We start from the raw sequence: 16,259 nt of genomic DNA, 5'->3' as shown, positions 1-16,259 counted from the left end.
GGTACGAAGAAAGCACTGGTATAACGTAAAAGCCTGCCACAATAAAGTGAAACGACAGCTTAATATGGCGCGAATATCTGTAAGGATTCAGTAAATCCTGCTGCGCATCTTTCCGCTTAAGGTCAAAATAGCGCCAACCGTTTGTGAGAGTAGACGCATGAAGATTCTGTTAGTTGACGACGACCTTGAGCTGGGCACCATGCTCAGCGAATATTTGATTGGCGAAGGCTTCGACGCCTCGCTGGTGCTGACCGGCCAGGCGGGCATCGACGGCGCGCTGTCCGGCGAATTCCAGGCGGTCATCCTCGATATTATGCTGCCCGATATGAGCGGGACGGACGTGCTGCGTCAGGTGCGGCAAAGCAGCCGCATTCCGATCATTATGCTGACCGCGAAAGGGGACAATATCGATCGGGTAATTGGCCTGGAGATGGGCGCTGATGATTACGTGCCGAAGCCGTGCTATCCGCGAGAGCTGGTGGCGCGCCTGCGTGCGGTGCTGCGCCGCTTCGACGAGCAGCCTGCGTTACAGGAGAAAAAAGAAGTCGTGCGCTGGCGCGATCTGTCGCTGAACCCGGCGACGCGCATCAGCGAATGGAAAAACAGGCCGTTCGATCTTACCGCTTCGGAATTCAATCTGCTCGACCTGCTGCTGCGTTCGCCCGACCGCGTAGTGACGAAAGACGAACTATCAGAAAAGGGGCTGGGGCGTCCGCGCGAGGCTTACGATCGCAGCGTCGACGTGCATATCAGCAACATCCGTCAGAAGCTGGCGGGCCTGGCCGGCGACACGATTAATATCGAAACCGTGCGCAGCATCGGCTACCGCATTCGATGAAAAGCCGTTTCCGCGGTCGCCTGTTCTGGAAAATTCTGTTTGGCTTCTGGCTGGTGTTTTTCCTTATCAGCCAGCTGCTGTGGCTGGGCTTTACCCTGTATGGCAAGCACCGCGAGCCGCCGGAATATATCGCGACGCGACGCATCGTCAATTTGCAGATGGCCTCCGCCGTATCGGTGTTACAGCATGGCGGCCTGCCAGCGCTGGATAATATGATGTCGGACTGGTCGCCCGGCGATCGTCGCTTCTTCTCCGTAACGCCGATGCCTTCCCCGCCGCAGGAAGTACCGCGTCAGCAGCTTTCCGCGCCGCAGAATCGTGGCTATCCCGATCAGGTGGTGGAGTGGGTGACCGGCGCGGATGGTCAACAGTATCAGCTGCGCTACGATGTAAAAGGGCTGCGCGAAGACAGTCAAATGGGCGGCCCGCCGCGTAAAATCCTTAATATCCCGGAGCCGATCTTCTGGTTTGCCGGCCTGACGGGATTGCTGTTCAGCTCGCTGCTGGCGTGGAACCTGACGCGGCCGATGCGCCAGCTCAGGCTGGGCTTTACGCGCGTCTCGAACGGCGATCTCTCCGTGCGGCTTTGGCCGCAAATGCGCCGTCGTCACGATGAGCTGTCGATGGTGGCGCGCGATTTCGATGCGATGGTGGAGCGTCTGGCGGTGCTGGTAAAGGCGCGCGAGGAGCTGCTGCACGATATTTCCCACGAGCTGCGCTCACCGCTGGCGCGCCTGCAGCTGGCGACCGGACTGGCGCGACAGACGCCGGAGTCGGTTAACGCCTCGCTCGATCGTATTGATGAAGAGGCGCAGAGGCTGGACAAGATGATTGGCGAGCTGTTGACGCTGTCGCGCGCCGAAAATGAAAAGATGCCCGACGAGCAATATTTCGATCTTTGCGGCCTGCTGGAGACGGTGGTCAACGATGCGCGCTACGAGGCGCAGCTGCCTGGCGTAACCATTACGCTGGAGGCAGAGCAGGCGGCGGACTATACGATGAAGGGCAACGCCGAGCTGGTGCGGCGCGCGGTGGAGAATGTGGTGCGCAACGCGCTGCGCTATTCACTCCAGGGGCAGGAAGTCAAAATTAGCCTGCGATCTGATAACGGCTGGCTCGTCATCTGCGTCAGCGACAGCGGGCCTGGCGTGGACGCCGACAAACTTTCCAGCATTTTCGACCCCTTTGTGCGCGTTAATTCGCCGTTGCAGGGCAAAGGCTACGGGCTGGGGCTATCGATCGTGCGCAAGGTGGTGCTGGCGCATCATGGCGAAGTGCAGGCGGCGAACGGGCGTAACGGCGGGCTGGAAATGACGATTCGGCTGCCGCACTGGCAGGGTTGGTAGCCGCTAAACGGCAGGCAAAAAAACGGCGCCTTTCGGCGCCGTTTTATGCATCTTGCTAACCCTTATTTTTTGATGCGGATAACCGGCGTTTCGCCTACGGTTACCTGACCGGTGAGCTTGGTCAGCTCTTTGATCTCATCCATATTAGAGATCACGACCGGGGTCAGCGTCGATTTGGCTTTCTCTTCCAGCAGCGGCAGATCAAACTCAATCACGACGTCGCCTTTCTTCACTTTCTGGCCTTCTTCCGCGATGCGTTTAAAGCCTTCGCCTTTCAGCTCCACGGTATCGATACCGAAGTGAACGAACAGCTCAATGCCGCTATCAGATTCGATAGAGAATGCATGGTTGGTTTCGAAGATCTTGCCGATGGTGCCATCAACCGGAGCAACCATTTTATTGCCTGCCGGTTTGATAGCGATGCCATCACCAACAATTTTCTCCGCAAATACAACGTCTGGCACGTCTTCGATATTTACGATCTCACCAGACAGCGGGGCGACGATCTCGATGGTGCCAGATGCGCTTTCTGTTTTATCGCCAAAAAGTTTGGAAAAAAAACCCATGATCTTCTCCTAAGCAGTAATGTTGGGCCAGCGTATCGCGGAATCAGCAGAGTGTTTTTTCTTTAATGAACTTGTTGACCAGGTTCATCAACTCTTCCGCGGTCGGTTGAGCCAGAGCCTGCTCTGCTAATGCCTTCGCATCTTCGAAGTTCGTGTTGCGAATGATCTTCTTGATGCGCGGGATAGAAATGGCACTCATGCTGAATTCATCCAGCCCCATTCCCAATAACAGTAGTGTAGCACGTTCATCACCTGCCAGCTCACCACACATGCCGGTCCACTTGCCTTCAGCGTGAGAAGCATCGATAACCTGCTTGATCAGGCCGAGAACCGACGGCGTCATTGGGTTATAAAGGTGGGAAATCAGCTCGTTACCACGATCCACCGCCAGAGTATACTGCGTCAGGTCGTTTGTCCCAATACTAAAGAAGTCGACTTCTTTCGCCAGATGACGTGCGATAACCGCTGAAGCGGGTGTTTCCACCATAATGCCCACTTCGATCGCCTCGTCGAAGGCTTTGCCTTCTTCGCGCAGCTGGGCTTTCAGCATCTCCAGCTCCGCTTTCAGGAAGCGTACTTCCTCAACGGAGATGATCATCGGGAACATGATGCGCAGCTTGCCGAACGCGGAAGCGCGCAGGATGGCGCGCAGCTGCGCGTGCAGAATCTCTTTGCGATCCATAGCGATGCGGATAGCGCGCCAGCCGAGGAACGGGTTCTCTTCTTTCGGCAGGTTCATGTATGGCAGGTCTTTATCGCCGCCGATGTCCATGGTGCGGACGATAACCGCCTGGGAACCCATCGCTTCCGCGACGGCTTTGTAAGCCTGGAACTGCTCTTCTTCGGTCGGCAGCGCATCGCGGTCCATAAACAGGAATTCGGTGCGGTAGAGGCCGACGCACTCAGCGCCGTTGCGCTCGGCGCCCGGAATGTCGCGGACGGTGCCGATGTTGGCGCCCACTTCAACCTGATGTCCGTCCAGCGTGATCGCCGGCAGATCTTTCAGCTTGGCGAGTTCGTTTTTCTCGCTCAGGTATTGATGCTGTACCGCTTTCAGCTCTTCGATGACTTCAGCAGTCGGGTTAACGTAGACCTTGTTGTTAACGCCATCCAGAATCACATAATCATCGTTTTTAACGCGACTGGTGACATCACCGGTGCCGACAATAGCAGGCAGCTCAAGTGAACGAGCCATGATAGAGGTATGCGAGGTGCGGCCGCCCAGGTCAGTGATAAAGCCCAGCACTTTTTTCAGGTTCAGCTGCGCAGTTTCTGACGGCGTCAGATCTTTCGCTACCAGCACCACTTCGTCTTTGATCGCGCTCAGATCGACGATATGCAGGCCGAGGATGTTCTGCAGCAGACGTTTGCCGATGTCGCGCACGTCGGCGGCGCGCTCTTTCAGGTATTCGTCGTCCAGCTCTTCCAGCGCTTTCGCCTGGCCTTCGATCACGCTGTGGGTCGCCGCGTCGGCGGAAGCCAGCTCATCTTTAATCAGGCTGATGATCTCTTGCTCAAGCTCTTCATCTTCCAGCAGCATGATGTGGCCTTCGAAGATCGCTTCTTTTTCTTCGCCGAAGGTTTCGCCCGCTTTGATTTTAATGGCTTCGAGCTGTTCGGCGGCTTTGCGGCGGCCTTCGATAAAGCGCGCGACTTCCTGATCAACCTGATCGGCAGAAATTTTCTTCCGGTTGATAACGATTTCATCTTCCTTCAGCAAAAGTGCCTTGCCGAAAGCGATACCCGGTGATGCTAAAATTCCTGAAATCATAACCCTACCTTTTTATAACGATGCCTACCAGGCGGAACGAGGTGCCAGAATCCGGCGGAACCGTACTTTACGGATGCAACAACGCGGACATGATGTCCGCGATCAATATGTTTGCACTCAGTTGCCTGATGAAACGGTTTTTTCGGCGGCTGACGATTACTCGAGCTCAGCCATCAGTTTGACCAGATGCTCAACGGCCTGCTGCTCATCTTCGCCTTCAGCAGACAACGTCACCACGGTGCCCTGAGTCAAACCCAGCGTCTGCAGTTTGAACAGGCTTTTCGCACTGGCGGATTTGCCATTGGAGGTCACGGTGATTTCAGAGGCAAAGGCTTTAGCTTCTTTAACAAACTGAGCAGCCGGACGAGTATGCAGGCCATTAGGTGCGGTGATGGTAACTTCTTGCTGGAACATTATGTTTCCCCAACTTAATTAGGTTTGGTGTTTTGTCTCTAAAGTCTAGCCTGGCGGTTAAACTTTAGCCGGTGAAGGTCGCGCTGGTTCGAGTACAGAACTCACCAAAAAATGCGCAATTAAGGTATGAGAGCCGACGGGGCAAAAAACGGCAATTTTCGCTTCGCTGCTCTACTCCTCATTATGCCGCGTGTTGCGCGATTCCGCCAAATCAGTAAATCGATTCAGCTTGATCCAGTTCAAGCGGCGATTAATTTTGCGGTTCGAAATAATTGCCAGCTTAAATACCAGAGCTACCGAAGTGAATCAATGTTCGGGGTGGTAAAATTTTGACGCGGGCCACAAAAAAGCACCCTGCGGGGTGCTTTTTTCACCAGTGATATAATTCTGGCACTACTATTGCAGCTCTTTTTCCGTAAAGAGATCGGCGAACAGCGCCGTGCTAAGGTAGCGTTCGCCGGAGGAGGGCAGGATCACGACGATATTTTTATTGGCGAAAGCTTCCTCTTCCTGCAACTTCAGCGCGGCCGCGACCGCTGCGCCGGAAGAGATACCGGCCAGAATGCCTTCCTCATCCATCAGGCGGCGGGCGGTTGAGATCGCCTCTTCATTGGTGATGGCGACCACGCGGTCCACCAGGCTCAGGTCGAGGTTGCCGGGAATAAAGCCGGCGCCGATGCCCTGAATCTTATGCGGGCCCGGTTTCACTTCTTGTCCCGCCAGCGTCTGGGCGATAACCGGCGAGTCCGTCGGTTCTACCGCCACGCTGATCAGTTCTTTTTTGCCTTTGGTATTTTTGATGTAGCGCGAGACGCCGGTCAGGGTGCCGCCGGTGCCGACGCCGGAGATAAAGACGTCTACTTCGCCGTCGGTATCTTCCCAGATTTCCGGGCCGGTGGTTTTTTCATGAATTTCCGGGTTGGCCGGATTGCTGAACTGCTGCAACATCAAAAATTTATCAGGATCGCTGGCAACAATCTCTTCCGCTTTAGCGATAGCGCCTTTCATGCCTTTCGCGCCTTCGGTCAACACCAGGTTGGCGCCCAGCGCTTTTAACAGCTTGCGACGTTCGACGGACATGGTTTCAGGCATGGTCAGCGTCAGCTTATAACCGCGCGCGGCGGCGACATAGGCCAGCGCGATGCCGGTGTTGCCGCTGGTCGGCTCCACCAGTTCAATGCCCGGCTTCAGAATGCCGCGCTTTTCTGCGTCCCAAATCATATTGGCACCGATACGGCATTTGACGCTGAAGCTCGGGTTACGGGATTCCACCTTCGCCAGAATGCGTCCGTTGCCGATGCGGTTCAGACGAACCAGCGGCGTATGACCGATTGTCAGAGAATTGTCTTCGTAAATCTTGCTCATAGCCCGTCCTTAACTGTATGAATTTCAGGGAACCGTGAAAGCATACCTTTTCCAGTTTCGCAAGGAAGGAAGGAAATAGTATATGTATATGTTTAGCCGAAATAAGCCCTTGCTGAATGGCATAAGGCCGCAGGAAAGGGCCGCAGCGCAACATCATGGCGTCGCGCTACAGGCTTTAACGCCTTTCGCCGATCCGCGCGGCTTCAACGGATCGCAGGCTGGGATGGCCCAGCTGAGCGCGGTAGCGATCCACCCACATCGCCGTCGCGCCGCAGACAGCGACCGGCATAATCGCCAGATTGAGCAGCGGAATCATAGTAAACAGGCTGACCAGCGCGCCGAACTGCATATTATCGGTTTTATGCTGACGCAGCGCGCTGCGCATTTTCTGAAAGCTGACCTTATGGTTGTCGAATGGGTAGTCGCAATACTGAATGGAGAGCATCCAGGCGCTGAACAGGAACCACAGCACCGGCGCCACCGTCTGCCCGAAGCCGGGAATAAAGTAAAGCAGCAGCAGACCGGCCGCCCGTGGCAGATACCAGGCCAGTTTTTGCCATTCCCGCTTCATAATGCGCGGGATATCCTTTATCACCGCCAGCCAGCCGCTGTCAGGCAACGGCTGGCCGGTCAGCCTGCCTTCCAGCTGCTCCGCCAGCAGGCCGCAGAAGGGGGCGGCGATCCAGTTGGCGATGGTGGAAAAGAAATAGCTGAACACCAACACAATAGAGATGACCGTCAGCGGCCAGAGCAGATAGCTGAGCCACTGAAGCCAGTCAGGCACGTGCGCCATCAGCTGCGGGATCCAGTGATTAAGGCTGCGAAAGAGCCAGATAAACGCGCCGCCGAGCAGCACAATATTAACCAGCAGCGGAATAACGACGAAGCGGCGAATGCCCGGCAGACGGATCAATTTCCAGCCCTGCGCAAAGTAATGAATGCCGTTATAAGAAGCGGGGGAACGCGTAGCCATCGACAGTTTTTCTCCTCTGTTGGTCAGGCCAGGCTATCATAACCTGAGTTTTGGCGCTTACCAGTTGTCTTTTGACTGAAAAAACAGCAAAAAAGCGGGGTGGCTCTATCTTATTTGTCAGAAAAGACGGCGCAGACTTGCACTTGTTTAGCGGGACAAATACAGTTAGAGGATAAAGTTTGCCGTGGTGGCAAGGTATTGGAACAACAGAGAATACAATGATGCAGGATTTGCGTCTGATATTAATCGTTGTTGGCGCGATCGCCATAATAGCGCTGCTGCTTCATGGTCTGTGGACTAGCCGTAAAGAGCGCTCATCTGTGTTTCGCGATCGCCCGCACAAGCGTTTAAAACAGGATGATGAAGAGAGCCTGACCGGGGATGAAACCAGCGGGGCAGGCGAAGCGCGCGTGCGTCGCTCGAGCGCCAAACCTTCACATAACGAACCCTCTTTTGATGGCTTTGCTGTAGATGACGAAGAGCCTGCACCACGTCCTGCGCCGCGTAAGCCGCAACCTCAACCAGCCCGCAACGCGGTGCCCGTCGCGCCGCGCCCGGAGCGCGATCCGCTGCTCGACAGCGACGCGTTCGCCGAGGTGGATGATGAGATTGCGCCGCAGAGCGAACGTCAGGCGCCGATAGCGCCGCGTCCGCAGCAGCAGTCAACGCCAGCGCGTCAACCTGAAGCGCCGCGTCAGCCAGCCATGCCAGAGCCTGATGAGGCGCCGCAGTGGCAGGATGAGGAAGATGAACATGACGCGCCGCGCGTCCATACCGAAGCGGAAGCGCCCGTCGCCTCGACGCCGAGCGAGCCGGAACAGCCGCGTGAAGTCGCGCGCCGCAAAGAGACCGTACTGGTGTTACACGTCGCCGCGCACGCCGGCGGCGAGCTGAACGGCGAAAGCCTGTTGCAGGGCATTCTGCAGGCGGGCTTCCAGTTCGGCGAGATGAACATTTTCCATCGCCATTTAAGCCCGGCGGGAAGCGGCCCGGTGCTGTTCAGCCTGGCCAATATGGTGAAGCCCGGCTCCTTCAACCCGGATGCGATGACCGACTTCACCACGCCTGGCGTATCGATCTTTATGATGGTGCCATCCTATGGCGATCCGAATCAAAACTTTAAGCTGATGCTGCAGTCCGCGCAGCGTATCGCCGATGATGTCGGCGGCGTCGTGCTGGACGATGAGCGTCGCATGATGACGCCGCAGAAACTGGAAACCTACAAGGCGCGTATCCGCGACGTTATCGACGCCAACGCCTGACAGCCCGGTTTATACTGCGTTCCCTGAACCCCCGCTTGCCGGGGTTTTCTTTCTCTGATGGTGCGTTATGGAATCCGTACAAGACAAAATCACCGAGTTGCGAACCACGCTTCGTCATCATGAATATTTGTATCACGTCATGGACGCGCCGGAAATTCCCGACGCGGAGTACGATCGCCTGATGCGCGAACTGCGTGCGCTGGAAGAACAGCATCCCGACCTGATTACGCCCGATTCGCCGACGCAGCGCGTGGGCGCGGCGCCGCTGACGGCGTTTGAGCAGGTGCGTCATGAAGTGCCTATGCTGTCGCTGGATAACGTTTTCGACGAGGCGGGCTATCTCGCCTTCAACAAGCGCGTTCAGGATCGCCTGAAAAGCAGCGATGAGATCACCTTCTGCTGCGAACTGAAGCTGGACGGCCTGGCCGTCAGCCTGCTCTATGAAGATGGCCTGTTGGTACGCGCCGCCACGCGCGGCGACGGCACGACCGGCGAAAACATTACCGCCAATGTGCGCACCATTCGCGCCATTCCGCTGCGTCTGAAGGGCGATAACATTCCGGCGCGGCTGGAAGTGCGCGGCGAAGTGTTTATGAATCAGGCAGGCTTTGAAAAGCTGAATGAAGAGGCGCGCCGCACTGGCGGTAAAGTGTTCGCCAACCCGCGCAACGCCGCCGCCGGTTCGCTGCGCCAGCTCGATCCGCGCGTCACCGCCAAACGTCCGCTGACCTTCTTCTGCTACGGTTTTGGGCTGGTCGAGGGTGGCGAATTGCCCCACAGCCACTGGGAACGTCTGCAACAGTTTAAAGCCTGGGGGATTCCGGTCAGCGATCGCATTCGCCTCAGCCACAGCGCGGAAGAGGTGCTGGCGTTTTATCATCAGGTAGAGCGTGACAGGCCGCAGCTCGGCTTCGATATCGACGGCGTAGTGATCAAAGTCGATTCGCAGGCGTTGCAGGATCGGCTGGGCTTCGTCGCACGCGCGCCGCGCTGGGCGATTGCCTTTAAATTCCCGGCGCAGGAGCAGCTGACGACCGTGCGCGACGTGGAGTTTCAGGTCGGACGCACCGGCGCTATTACGCCGGTCGCGCGTCTGGAGCCGGTTCAGGTCGCGGGCGTGATGGTCAGCAACGCCACGCTGCACAACGCCGACGAAATCGCGCGTCTCGGCCTGCGTATTGGCGATCGCGTCGTTATTCGCCGGGCGGGCGATGTTATCCCGCAGGTGGTGAACGTTGTCGAAACCGAACGCGGCAGCGATACGCGGGAAGTGGTGTTTCCTGCCCATTGTCCGGTCTGCGGCTCGGATGTCGAGCGTGTGGAAGGCGAGGCGGTCACGCGCTGTACCGGCGGCCTGATCTGCGGCGCCCAGCGTAAAGAGGCGTTGAAGCATTTCGTTTCGCGGCGCGCGATGGACGTCGAAGGCATGGGCGATAAGATCATCGACCAGCTGGTGGAAAAAGAGTATGTCAAAACCCCTGCCGATCTGTTCCGTCTGAGCGCCGGGCTGCTGACCGGCCTGGATCGCATGGGGCCGAAATCGGCGCAGAACGTCGTGGATGCACTAAATAAAGCGAAGGCGACAACGCTGCCGCGCTTCCTCTACGCGCTGGGTATTCGCGAAGTGGGCGAGGCGACCGCCGTTAATCTGGCGAACCATTTTGGCTCGCTGGAGAAGATCATGGATGCCGATCTGGATGCGCTGATCGCGGTGCCGGATGTCGGTAAAGTGGTGGCGGCGCACGTGCGCAACTTTATGGAAGAAGAGAGCAATCGCGAAGTTATCCGCCAGCTGGTAGAGGATATCGGCATCCACTGGCCGGCGGTGACGGTCATTAATGCTGAGGAGCTGGACAGCCCGTTCGCCGGTAAAACCGTCGTGCTGACCGGCTCGCTGAGCATCATGTCGCGCGACGACGCCAAAGAGCGGCTCACGGCGCTGGGCGCGAAGGTCAGCGGCAGCGTATCGAAGAAAACTGACCTCGTCATCGCTGGCGAAGCGGCAGGCTCCAAGCTGGCGAAGGCGCAGGAGCTGGGCATTGAGGTCATTGATGAGGCGGAGATGATCCGTTTGCTGGATAACCCGCATGGATAAACAGCAGCTGGTGGAGATCGCTAATACGGTGATGCCGTTCGGTAAGTATCAGGGACGCGTATTGATCGATCTGCCGGAGCCGTATCTGCTGTGGTTCGCCCGCAAGGGCGAATTTCCGGCGGGACATCTGGGCGAGCTGATGCAGCTGACGCTGGCGATTAAAATCGAAGGGCTGGAAGGGCTGGTGAAGCCGCTCAAGCGCGATCTTTAACGGGCGCCGTCGTTGACGGCGCCCGCATTCTTACTTCTGCGACTCTACAATCGCTTTCCCCTGCGGCGCGCTGGCTTTGAGCGCCGCATCGTTCTTCTTCTTATAGCGCTGCGCGATAAACGAGCAGACCATTAGCTGAACCTGATGAAATATCATCAGCGGCAGCACGATAATCCCCACCGAGGCGGCAGGAAACAGAATGTTGGCCATCGGCACGCCGTTTGCCAGGCTTTTCTTCGAGCCGCAGAACAGGATGGTGATCTCATCGGCGCGGTTAAAGCCGAACAGGCGCGCCGCCAGCAGGTTGATCAGCAAAACGATAAACAGCAACAGCACGCTGCCCGCCAAAATCCAGACCAACGTCATCACGCCTACCCGATGCCAGATGCCATTTACTACCGCTTCGCTAAACGCCGAATAGACTACCAACAGGATAGATGTCTGATCCGTTTTGCCGATCAGGCTGCGATGGCGCTCCACCCAACCGCCGATCCAGCGGCGCGACAGATGCCCCAGCACAAACGGCACCAGCAGTTGCAGCATAATGCGGCCTACCTGTTCCAGTCCGTTGCCTGGCATATCGCTGTGAATATTCATCACCAGATTCACCAGCAGCGGCGAGATAAAGACGCCAAGCAGACTGGAGGCGGAGGCGCTGCATACCGCCGCCGCCACGTTGCCGCCTGCCATGGAGGTGAAGGCGATGGCGGACTGGACGGTCGCGGGCAAAATACAGAGGTACACAAAGCCGGTATAGATTTCCGCGCTGACGTCAACCGGATGCCACCAGGCCAGCAGCAGCCCCAGTATCGGGAACAGCACGAAGGTGCTGAACATAATCCACAGATGCAGCCGCCAGTGGCTGCTGCCAGCGATGATTTTTTCACGCGACAGCTTGGCGCCATGCATAAAGAACAGCAGGGCGATAGCGGCGGTGGTCAGCCAGTCGAAAAAGGGGACAAAGCCGCCTTTCGCCGGTAAGAACGTCGCCAGCAGCAACACAATCAGCAGCTTAACCATCATTGGATCGAGACGAAAAATGCCCATTGTTAAAACCTGGTTAAATATCGATGGGCGTATTGTGCGTCAGCGACGTTTAGAAATAAAATTGATTTATTGCATCCATTAATGAATGAAATAGATGAATTACACTTTACGCCAGCTGCGGGTTTTCGTCGCCGTCGCTCAGCACGGCAGCTTCAGCCAGGCGGGACGGGCGATTGGCTTGAGCCAGTCGGCGGTTAGCCACAGCATCAAAGAGCTGGAAACGGAAATGGGCATCCGCCTGCTGGATCGCACTACGCGCGAAGTCCTGCTGACCGATGCCGGACAGCAGCTGGCGACGCGTCTGGAGCGTCTGCTGGAAGAGCTGAACACTACGTTGCTTGACGCGCGCAGCTTCGGACAGCAGCGCAGCGGGACGGTGAGGGTCGCCGCCAGCCAAACCATCTCCGCGCATCTGATGCCGCAGTGTCTGGCCGCCAGCCAGCTTAATTACCCTGAAATTAAAGTGATGCTGCGCGACCGACCGCAGCAGTGGGTGGTGCAGAGCGTGCGCAATGCTGAAGTGGATTTCGGTATCGTCGTCGGGCCGCTGGCGACCGATGAGTTTGAATCACAGCCGATACTGGATGAGCCTTTTTTGTTGTTGTGTCGCCAGGACGATCCTTTGGCGCAGGCGGAAGCGATTCGCTGGCAGAGGCTGAGTGGCCGCACGATGGTATTGCAGGATTATGCGTCCGGCAGCCGCGTGCTGATTGATGAAGCGCTCAGGCAGCAGCGGGTCGAGGCGGAGATTGTGCAGGAAATTGGACATCCCACCACGCTCTATCCGATGGTCGAAGCGGGGATCGGCATCAGCATTTTACCGGCGTTGGCGCTGCCGCTGCCGGCGGGACGACCGCTGACGGTTCGTCGGCTGCTGCCGGAAATTAACCGTACGCTGATGCTGATTCGCCGCAAAAACCGCTCGTTGACGCCCGCGGCGGAAGCGATCTGGCAAGAGGTGCGCCAGCAGGCAAGGCTGCTGACGCAACAGCGGCAACGGATGCCCGCTTTTTAGATATAAACGTTAATTTGGTTTTCGGTCGTCGGGCGGTTAACGCCGTCGGCGATTTTTACGCTATTGCCGCCGTTTTGCGCCTGCTGTTTTTTGCTCGCCTCTTCCGCCTGCTGACGTTGCAGCTGCGCCAGCTGCGCCTGCAACAGTTTGATCTGATTCTGGAGCTGTTCCTGCTGTTTCTGCTTTTCCTCCGTCGTGCCGTCGGAGCTGCTTATATCCTTCAGCTTCTGCTGCAGCTTGGTGATTTGGCTGGTGAGGCTGGCGATTTGCGATGAAACGTCACTGCTGCTGCTACTGCCTGAGCTGGCGGAGCTGCCGCTCTGTCCGACGCTGGGAGTCGAAGTGTTAATGGTCGTCATGATTTCCTCCTTTATAACAAACCATTACGTTTATCGGATGCAGGGAGGCCATTCTTGAGCGCCGAAAGCGTAAAAGAAGTGATAAGAAAACGAAAGGAAACAGAAGGAGGAGAGGCAGCAGGTTCTCATCCTGCCGATTTTACATAGCAAAAAGGCGCCTTTAGGGCGCCTTTCTACACTGGTGGGTCGTGCAGGATAACTCGGCTTTGCCTCGCCCTTCGGGCCGTTGCCGCTGGCAACGTTGTCTCGCTGAGCTCGACCCGAACCTGCTGCAGGTTCTCATCCTGCCGATTTTACATAGCAAAAAGGCGCCTTTAGGGCGCCTTTCTACACTGGTGGGTCGTGCAGGATGACTCGGCTTCGCCTCGCCCTTCGGGCCGTTGCCGCTGGCAACGTTGTCTCGCAGAAGCTCGACCCGAACCTGCTGCAGGTTCTCATCCTGCCGATTCCGCATAGCAAAAAGGCGCCTTTAGGGCGCCTTTCTACACTGGTGGGTCGTGCAGGATTCGAACCTGCGACCAATTGATTAAAAGTCAACTGCTCTACCAACTGAGCTAACGACCCGATGGTGGGTGATGACGGGCTCGAACCGCCGACCCCCTCCTTGTAAGGGAGGTGCTCTACCAACTGAGCTAATCACCCGTTTCGGTGCGACAGTTATCAAAGATGGTGGGTGATGACGGGCTCGAACCGCCGACCCCCTCCTTGTAAGGGAGATGCTCTACCAACTGAGCTAATCACCCATCTTTGAAGTCTGTCTCACTGCGGGCATCCGAAGATGGTGGGTGATGACGGGCTCGAACCGCCGACCCCCTCCTTGTAAGGGAGATGCTCTACCAACTGAGCTAATCACCCCCGCTGTGTGGAGTCGCATTATAGGGAGAGTTGGAAATGAGTCAACGCTTTTTAAAACGAAAATGTTTGTTCGTCTTAAAATTAGGCAGCCTGTCGCGCTTTTAGTCGAAACCCTGGCGAAGAGACATGAAAATTCAGCGGCCTGGCGCATCAACGCCGGGTTTGCCGTTGAGGAATCAGGGGCAGGTGATAGAATATGCGCACTGGAACCATGCATGAAAATCATCTTTTCTGTCATTTCGCAGAAATCTGCGCACTAAGGCAAGCTCAATGAAAATCAAAACCCGTTTCGCGCCGAGTCCAACCGGTTACCTGCACGTCGGCGGCGCCCGCACCGCGCTCTATTCCTGGCTGTTCGCCCGCAATCACGGCGGCGAGTTCGTGCTGCGTATTGAAGATACCGATCTGGAGCGTTCCACCCAGCAGGCTATCGACGCCATTATGGATGGCATGAACTGGCTGAACCTGGACTGGGATGAGGGCCCTTACTATCAGACCAAACGCTTTGATCGCTACAATGCGGTGATCGATGAGATGCTGGAAGCGGGAACGGCCTATAAATGCTACTGCTCGAAAGAGCGTCTGGAGCAGCTGCGCGAAACGCAAATGGCGAACGGCGAAAAGCCGCGCTACGACGGCCACTGCCGCGACAGCCATGAGCACCATGCCGATAACGAGCCGCACGTTGTGCGCTTCCGCAACCCGCAGGAAGGCTCCGTGGTGTTTGACGATCAGATCCGCGGTCCGATCGAATTCAGCAATCAGGAGCTGGACGATCTGATTATCCGCCGCACCGACGGTTCGCCGACCTATAACTTCTGCGTGGTGATCGATGACTGGGATATGGGCATCACCCATGTGATCCGCGGCGAAGATCATATCAACAACACGCCGCGCCAGATTAATATCCTGAAGGCGATCGGCGCGCAGGTGCCGGTCTATGCGCACGTTTCAATGATCCTCGGCGACGACGGCAAGAAGCTTTCCAAGCGTCACGGCGCGGTTGGCGTCATGCAGTACCGCGACGACGGCTATCTGCCGGAAGCGCTGCTGAACTATCTGGTGCGTCTGGGCTGGTCTCACGGCGATCAGGAGATCTTCTCTGTCGATGAGATGAAGCAGCTGTTCTCGCTGGATGCGGTGAGCAAATCCGCCAGCGCCTTCAACACGGAGAAGCTGCAATGGCTGAACCATCACTATATTAATACGCTGCCGCCGGAATATGTGGCGACTCATCTGCAATGGCATATCGAGCAGGCGCAGATCGACACCCGTACCGGCCCAGAGCTGGCTCAGCTGGTGAAGCTGCTGGGCGAACGCTGCAAAACCCTGAAAGAGATGGCCGCTTCTTGCCGCTATTTCTATGAGGAATTCGATGCCTTTGACGCCGACGCAGCGAAGAAACATCTGCGTCCGGTGGCGCGTCAGCCGCTGGAGCTGGTGCGTGACAAGCTGGCCGCTATCAGCGACTGGACAGCGGAAAACGTCCATCACGCGATTCAGGCGACGGCGGACGAGCTGGAAGTGGGCATGGGCAAAGTCGGCATGCCGCTGCGCGTTGCGGTGACCGGCGCCGGCCAGTCGCCTGCGCTGGATGTCACTGTTCAGGCGATCGGCAAATCACGCGCCGTGGCGCGTATCGAAAAGGCGCTGGCCTTTATCAGCGAGCGCGAAGCGCAGGGTTAATTTTTCTGCTGCATAAAAAAACCGGAAGCGCGCTTCCGGTTTTTTTTTACTTATCTTCAATATCCAGCCGCTGCAACAATCCTTTCACCCCTTCGCGCAACAGGAGATTTTGCAGCCTTTCCTGTTCCGGCGGCGTCATTTGCTGAGCGAAAGAGAGCAACAGGGCAGGCAGGGAATTCGGCTTCGCCAGATAGGTGCCTGCAGGTTCGGCGGCGTGACGCGCGGCGTTCAGATAATGCGTTACACGCTCATCGATTTTCACAATACGCGCTTTGCCGCCCTGAACGCCGGGTTTTGGCTGCGTAATCCATCCCTCGCGCTTAATCCACTTGTTGATTGTCTGGCGCGTGTAGCCTGTCCGCTGGGCAAGTTCGTCCGGCGTTAACCATTCCTCTTTCACGTTTCAGTCCCTGTAAACTTAAGCAACAGGCGGATATATTACATGAAAACGTGACG

15 protein-coding genes, 4 tRNA genes and 2 other RNA genes are annotated in these 16,259 nt (G+C 56.9%); 7 read left to right on the top strand and 14 right to left on the bottom strand.

The features are described 5' to 3' along the window. The first annotated feature begins 157 nt into the window (after positions 1-157). Together C2E16_RS15140 and C2E16_RS15135 are read left to right on the top strand one after the other, a co-directional pair. Positions 158-838 carry a response regulator transcription factor gene (locus C2E16_RS15140; RefSeq protein ID WP_038624889.1) on the top strand — a complete coding sequence of 227 codons (681 nt, stop codon included), beginning with the start codon at positions 158-160 and terminating at the stop codon, positions 836-838. Continuing rightward, positions 835-2,184 (top strand): ATP-binding protein, encoded by a 1,350-nt coding sequence (locus C2E16_RS15135; protein ID WP_038624891.1) that lies wholly within the window; start codon positions 835-837, stop codon positions 2,182-2,184. The genes C2E16_RS15140 and C2E16_RS15135 overlap by 4 nt, the downstream gene beginning before the upstream one ends. 62 nt (positions 2,185-2,246) lie before the next feature. Here C2E16_RS15135 and crr read toward each other — a convergent pair whose 3' ends face one another. The 5 genes from crr to cysZ all read right to left on the bottom strand — a co-directional run bounded on the left by crr (position 2,247) and on the right by cysZ (position 7,273). After that, positions 2,247-2,750, bottom strand: a complete 504-nt coding sequence (gene crr, locus C2E16_RS15130) for a PTS glucose transporter subunit IIA (RefSeq protein WP_038624893.1) — start codon at positions 2,748-2,750, stop codon at positions 2,247-2,249. Between the two features lie 43 nt (positions 2,751-2,793). Next, positions 2,794-4,521, bottom strand: a complete 1,728-nt coding sequence (gene ptsI / locus C2E16_RS15125) for a phosphoenolpyruvate-protein phosphotransferase PtsI (RefSeq protein WP_038624896.1) — start codon at positions 4,519-4,521, stop codon at positions 2,794-2,796. A gap of 156 nt (positions 4,522-4,677) precedes the next feature. Beyond that, positions 4,678-4,935: a phosphocarrier protein Hpr gene (ptsH, locus tag C2E16_RS15120; protein ID WP_038624898.1), complete on the bottom strand. Its 258-nt coding sequence runs from the start codon at positions 4,933-4,935 to the stop codon at positions 4,678-4,680. Between the two features lie 396 nt (positions 4,936-5,331). Further along, a complete protein-coding gene (cysK, locus tag C2E16_RS15110; RefSeq protein WP_038624900.1) occupies positions 5,332-6,300 on the bottom strand; it encodes a cysteine synthase A in 969 nt (322 codons plus the stop codon). Positions 6,301-6,475: 175 nt separating this feature from the next. Further along, a complete protein-coding gene (gene cysZ, locus C2E16_RS15100) occupies positions 6,476-7,273 on the bottom strand; it encodes a sulfate transporter CysZ (protein ID WP_052133870.1) in 798 nt (265 codons plus the stop codon). A gap of 218 nt (positions 7,274-7,491) precedes the next feature. Between cysZ and zipA the strand changes: the two genes are divergently transcribed. The 3 genes from zipA (at position 7,492) to C2E16_RS15085 (ending at position 10,841) form a co-directional block, all read left to right on the top strand. Further along, on the top strand, positions 7,492-8,535 hold the full coding sequence (gene zipA / locus C2E16_RS15095) for a cell division protein ZipA (protein WP_084971213.1): 1,044 nt from the start codon (positions 7,492-7,494) through the stop codon (positions 8,533-8,535). 67 nt (positions 8,536-8,602) lie between these two features. Continuing rightward, a complete protein-coding gene (gene ligA, locus C2E16_RS15090) occupies positions 8,603-10,630 on the top strand; it encodes an NAD-dependent DNA ligase LigA (protein WP_084971214.1) in 2,028 nt (675 codons plus the stop codon). Next, a complete protein-coding gene (locus tag C2E16_RS15085; protein ID WP_038624906.1) occupies positions 10,623-10,841 on the top strand; it encodes a DUF3820 family protein in 219 nt (72 codons plus the stop codon). Before ligA ends, C2E16_RS15085 begins: the two co-directional genes overlap by 8 nt. A gap of 30 nt (positions 10,842-10,871) precedes the next feature. Here C2E16_RS15085 and C2E16_RS15080 read toward each other — a convergent pair whose 3' ends face one another. Then, entirely contained in the window at positions 10,872-11,888 is a 1,017-nt protein-coding gene (locus C2E16_RS15080) for a bile acid:sodium symporter family protein (RefSeq protein WP_038624908.1), read from the bottom strand. A 94-nt stretch (positions 11,889-11,982) separates the two neighbouring features. On the opposite strand from C2E16_RS15080, the gene C2E16_RS15075 reads away from it, so the two are divergent. Continuing rightward, on the top strand, positions 11,983-12,903 hold the full coding sequence (locus C2E16_RS15075; protein WP_038624910.1) for a LysR family transcriptional regulator: 921 nt from the start codon (positions 11,983-11,985) through the stop codon (positions 12,901-12,903). Here the strand turns inward: C2E16_RS15075 and C2E16_RS15070 are convergent. The 7 genes from C2E16_RS15070 to C2E16_RS15040 all read right to left on the bottom strand — a co-directional run bounded on the left by C2E16_RS15070 (position 12,900) and on the right by C2E16_RS15040 (position 14,117). Continuing rightward, on the bottom strand, positions 12,900-13,265 hold the full coding sequence (locus C2E16_RS15070; RefSeq protein ID WP_038624912.1) for a FlxA-like family protein: 366 nt from the start codon (positions 13,263-13,265) through the stop codon (positions 12,900-12,902). The genes C2E16_RS15075 and C2E16_RS15070 overlap by 4 nt on opposite strands. A gap of 176 nt (positions 13,266-13,441) precedes the next feature. After that, positions 13,442-13,566, bottom strand: a non-coding RNA gene (locus C2E16_RS15065) — RtT sRNA. A gap of 29 nt (positions 13,567-13,595) precedes the next feature. Beyond that, positions 13,596-13,721, bottom strand: a non-coding RNA gene (locus tag C2E16_RS15060) — RtT sRNA. A 29-nt stretch (positions 13,722-13,750) separates the two neighbouring features. After that, positions 13,751-13,826 (bottom strand) — tRNA-Lys (locus C2E16_RS15055). A gap of 2 nt (positions 13,827-13,828) precedes the next feature. After that, positions 13,829-13,904 (bottom strand) — tRNA-Val (locus tag C2E16_RS15050). 25 nt (positions 13,905-13,929) lie between these two features. After that, positions 13,930-14,005: transfer RNA gene (locus C2E16_RS15045), tRNA-Val, on the bottom strand. Between the two features lie 36 nt (positions 14,006-14,041). Beyond that, positions 14,042-14,117: transfer RNA gene (locus C2E16_RS15040), tRNA-Val, on the bottom strand. A gap of 270 nt (positions 14,118-14,387) precedes the next feature. Here C2E16_RS15040 and gltX point away from each other — a divergent pair. Further along, entirely contained in the window at positions 14,388-15,803 is a 1,416-nt protein-coding gene (gene gltX, locus C2E16_RS15030; RefSeq protein WP_038624914.1) for a glutamate--tRNA ligase, read from the top strand. Positions 15,804-15,849: 46 nt separating this feature from the next. Here gltX and C2E16_RS15025 read toward each other — a convergent pair whose 3' ends face one another. Beyond that, positions 15,850-16,203 (bottom strand): YfeC-like transcriptional regulator, encoded by a 354-nt coding sequence (locus tag C2E16_RS15025; RefSeq protein ID WP_038624916.1) that lies wholly within the window; start codon positions 16,201-16,203, stop codon positions 15,850-15,852. Positions 16,204-16,259: the final 56 nt, after the last annotated feature.

Origin of the sequence: Mixta calida, assembly GCF_002953215.1 — a bacterium.
Classification (GTDB): Bacteria; Pseudomonadota; Gammaproteobacteria; order Enterobacterales; family Enterobacteriaceae; genus Mixta; species Mixta calida.
The sequence above is the reverse complement of the archived record's forward strand: the minus strand, read 5'-3'. Positions and strand labels throughout refer to the sequence as shown.

Excerpts from the sequence above, each read along its gene's own strand:
- C2E16_RS15140 (WP_038624889.1), top strand. The coding sequence starts at position 158 with ATGAAGATTCTGTTAGTTGACGACGACCTTGAGCTGGGCACCATGCTC.
- C2E16_RS15135 (WP_038624891.1), top strand. The coding sequence starts at position 835 with ATGAAAAGCCGTTTCCGCGGTCGCCTGTTCTGGAAAATTCTGTTTGGC.
- crr (WP_038624893.1), bottom strand. The coding sequence starts at position 2,750 with ATGGGTTTTTTTTCCAAACTTTTTGGCGATAAAACAGAAAGCGCATCT.
- ptsI (WP_038624896.1), bottom strand. The coding sequence starts at position 4,521 with ATGATTTCAGGAATTTTAGCATCACCGGGTATCGCTTTCGGCAAGGCA.
- ptsH (WP_038624898.1), bottom strand. The coding sequence starts at position 4,935 with ATGTTCCAGCAAGAAGTTACCATCACCGCACCTAATGGCCTGCATACT.
- cysK (WP_038624900.1), bottom strand. The coding sequence starts at position 6,300 with ATGAGCAAGATTTACGAAGACAATTCTCTGACAATCGGTCATACGCCG.
- cysZ (WP_052133870.1), bottom strand. The coding sequence starts at position 7,273 with ATGGCTACGCGTTCCCCCGCTTCTTATAACGGCATTCATTACTTTGCG.
- zipA (WP_084971213.1), top strand. The coding sequence starts at position 7,492 with ATGATGCAGGATTTGCGTCTGATATTAATCGTTGTTGGCGCGATCGCC.
- ligA (WP_084971214.1), top strand. The coding sequence starts at position 8,603 with ATGGAATCCGTACAAGACAAAATCACCGAGTTGCGAACCACGCTTCGT.
- C2E16_RS15085 (WP_038624906.1), top strand. The coding sequence starts at position 10,623 with ATGGATAAACAGCAGCTGGTGGAGATCGCTAATACGGTGATGCCGTTC.
- C2E16_RS15080 (WP_038624908.1), bottom strand. The coding sequence starts at position 11,888 with ATGGGCATTTTTCGTCTCGATCCAATGATGGTTAAGCTGCTGATTGTG.
- C2E16_RS15075 (WP_038624910.1), top strand. The coding sequence starts at position 11,983 with ATGAATTACACTTTACGCCAGCTGCGGGTTTTCGTCGCCGTCGCTCAG.
- gltX (WP_038624914.1), top strand. The coding sequence starts at position 14,388 with ATGAAAATCAAAACCCGTTTCGCGCCGAGTCCAACCGGTTACCTGCAC.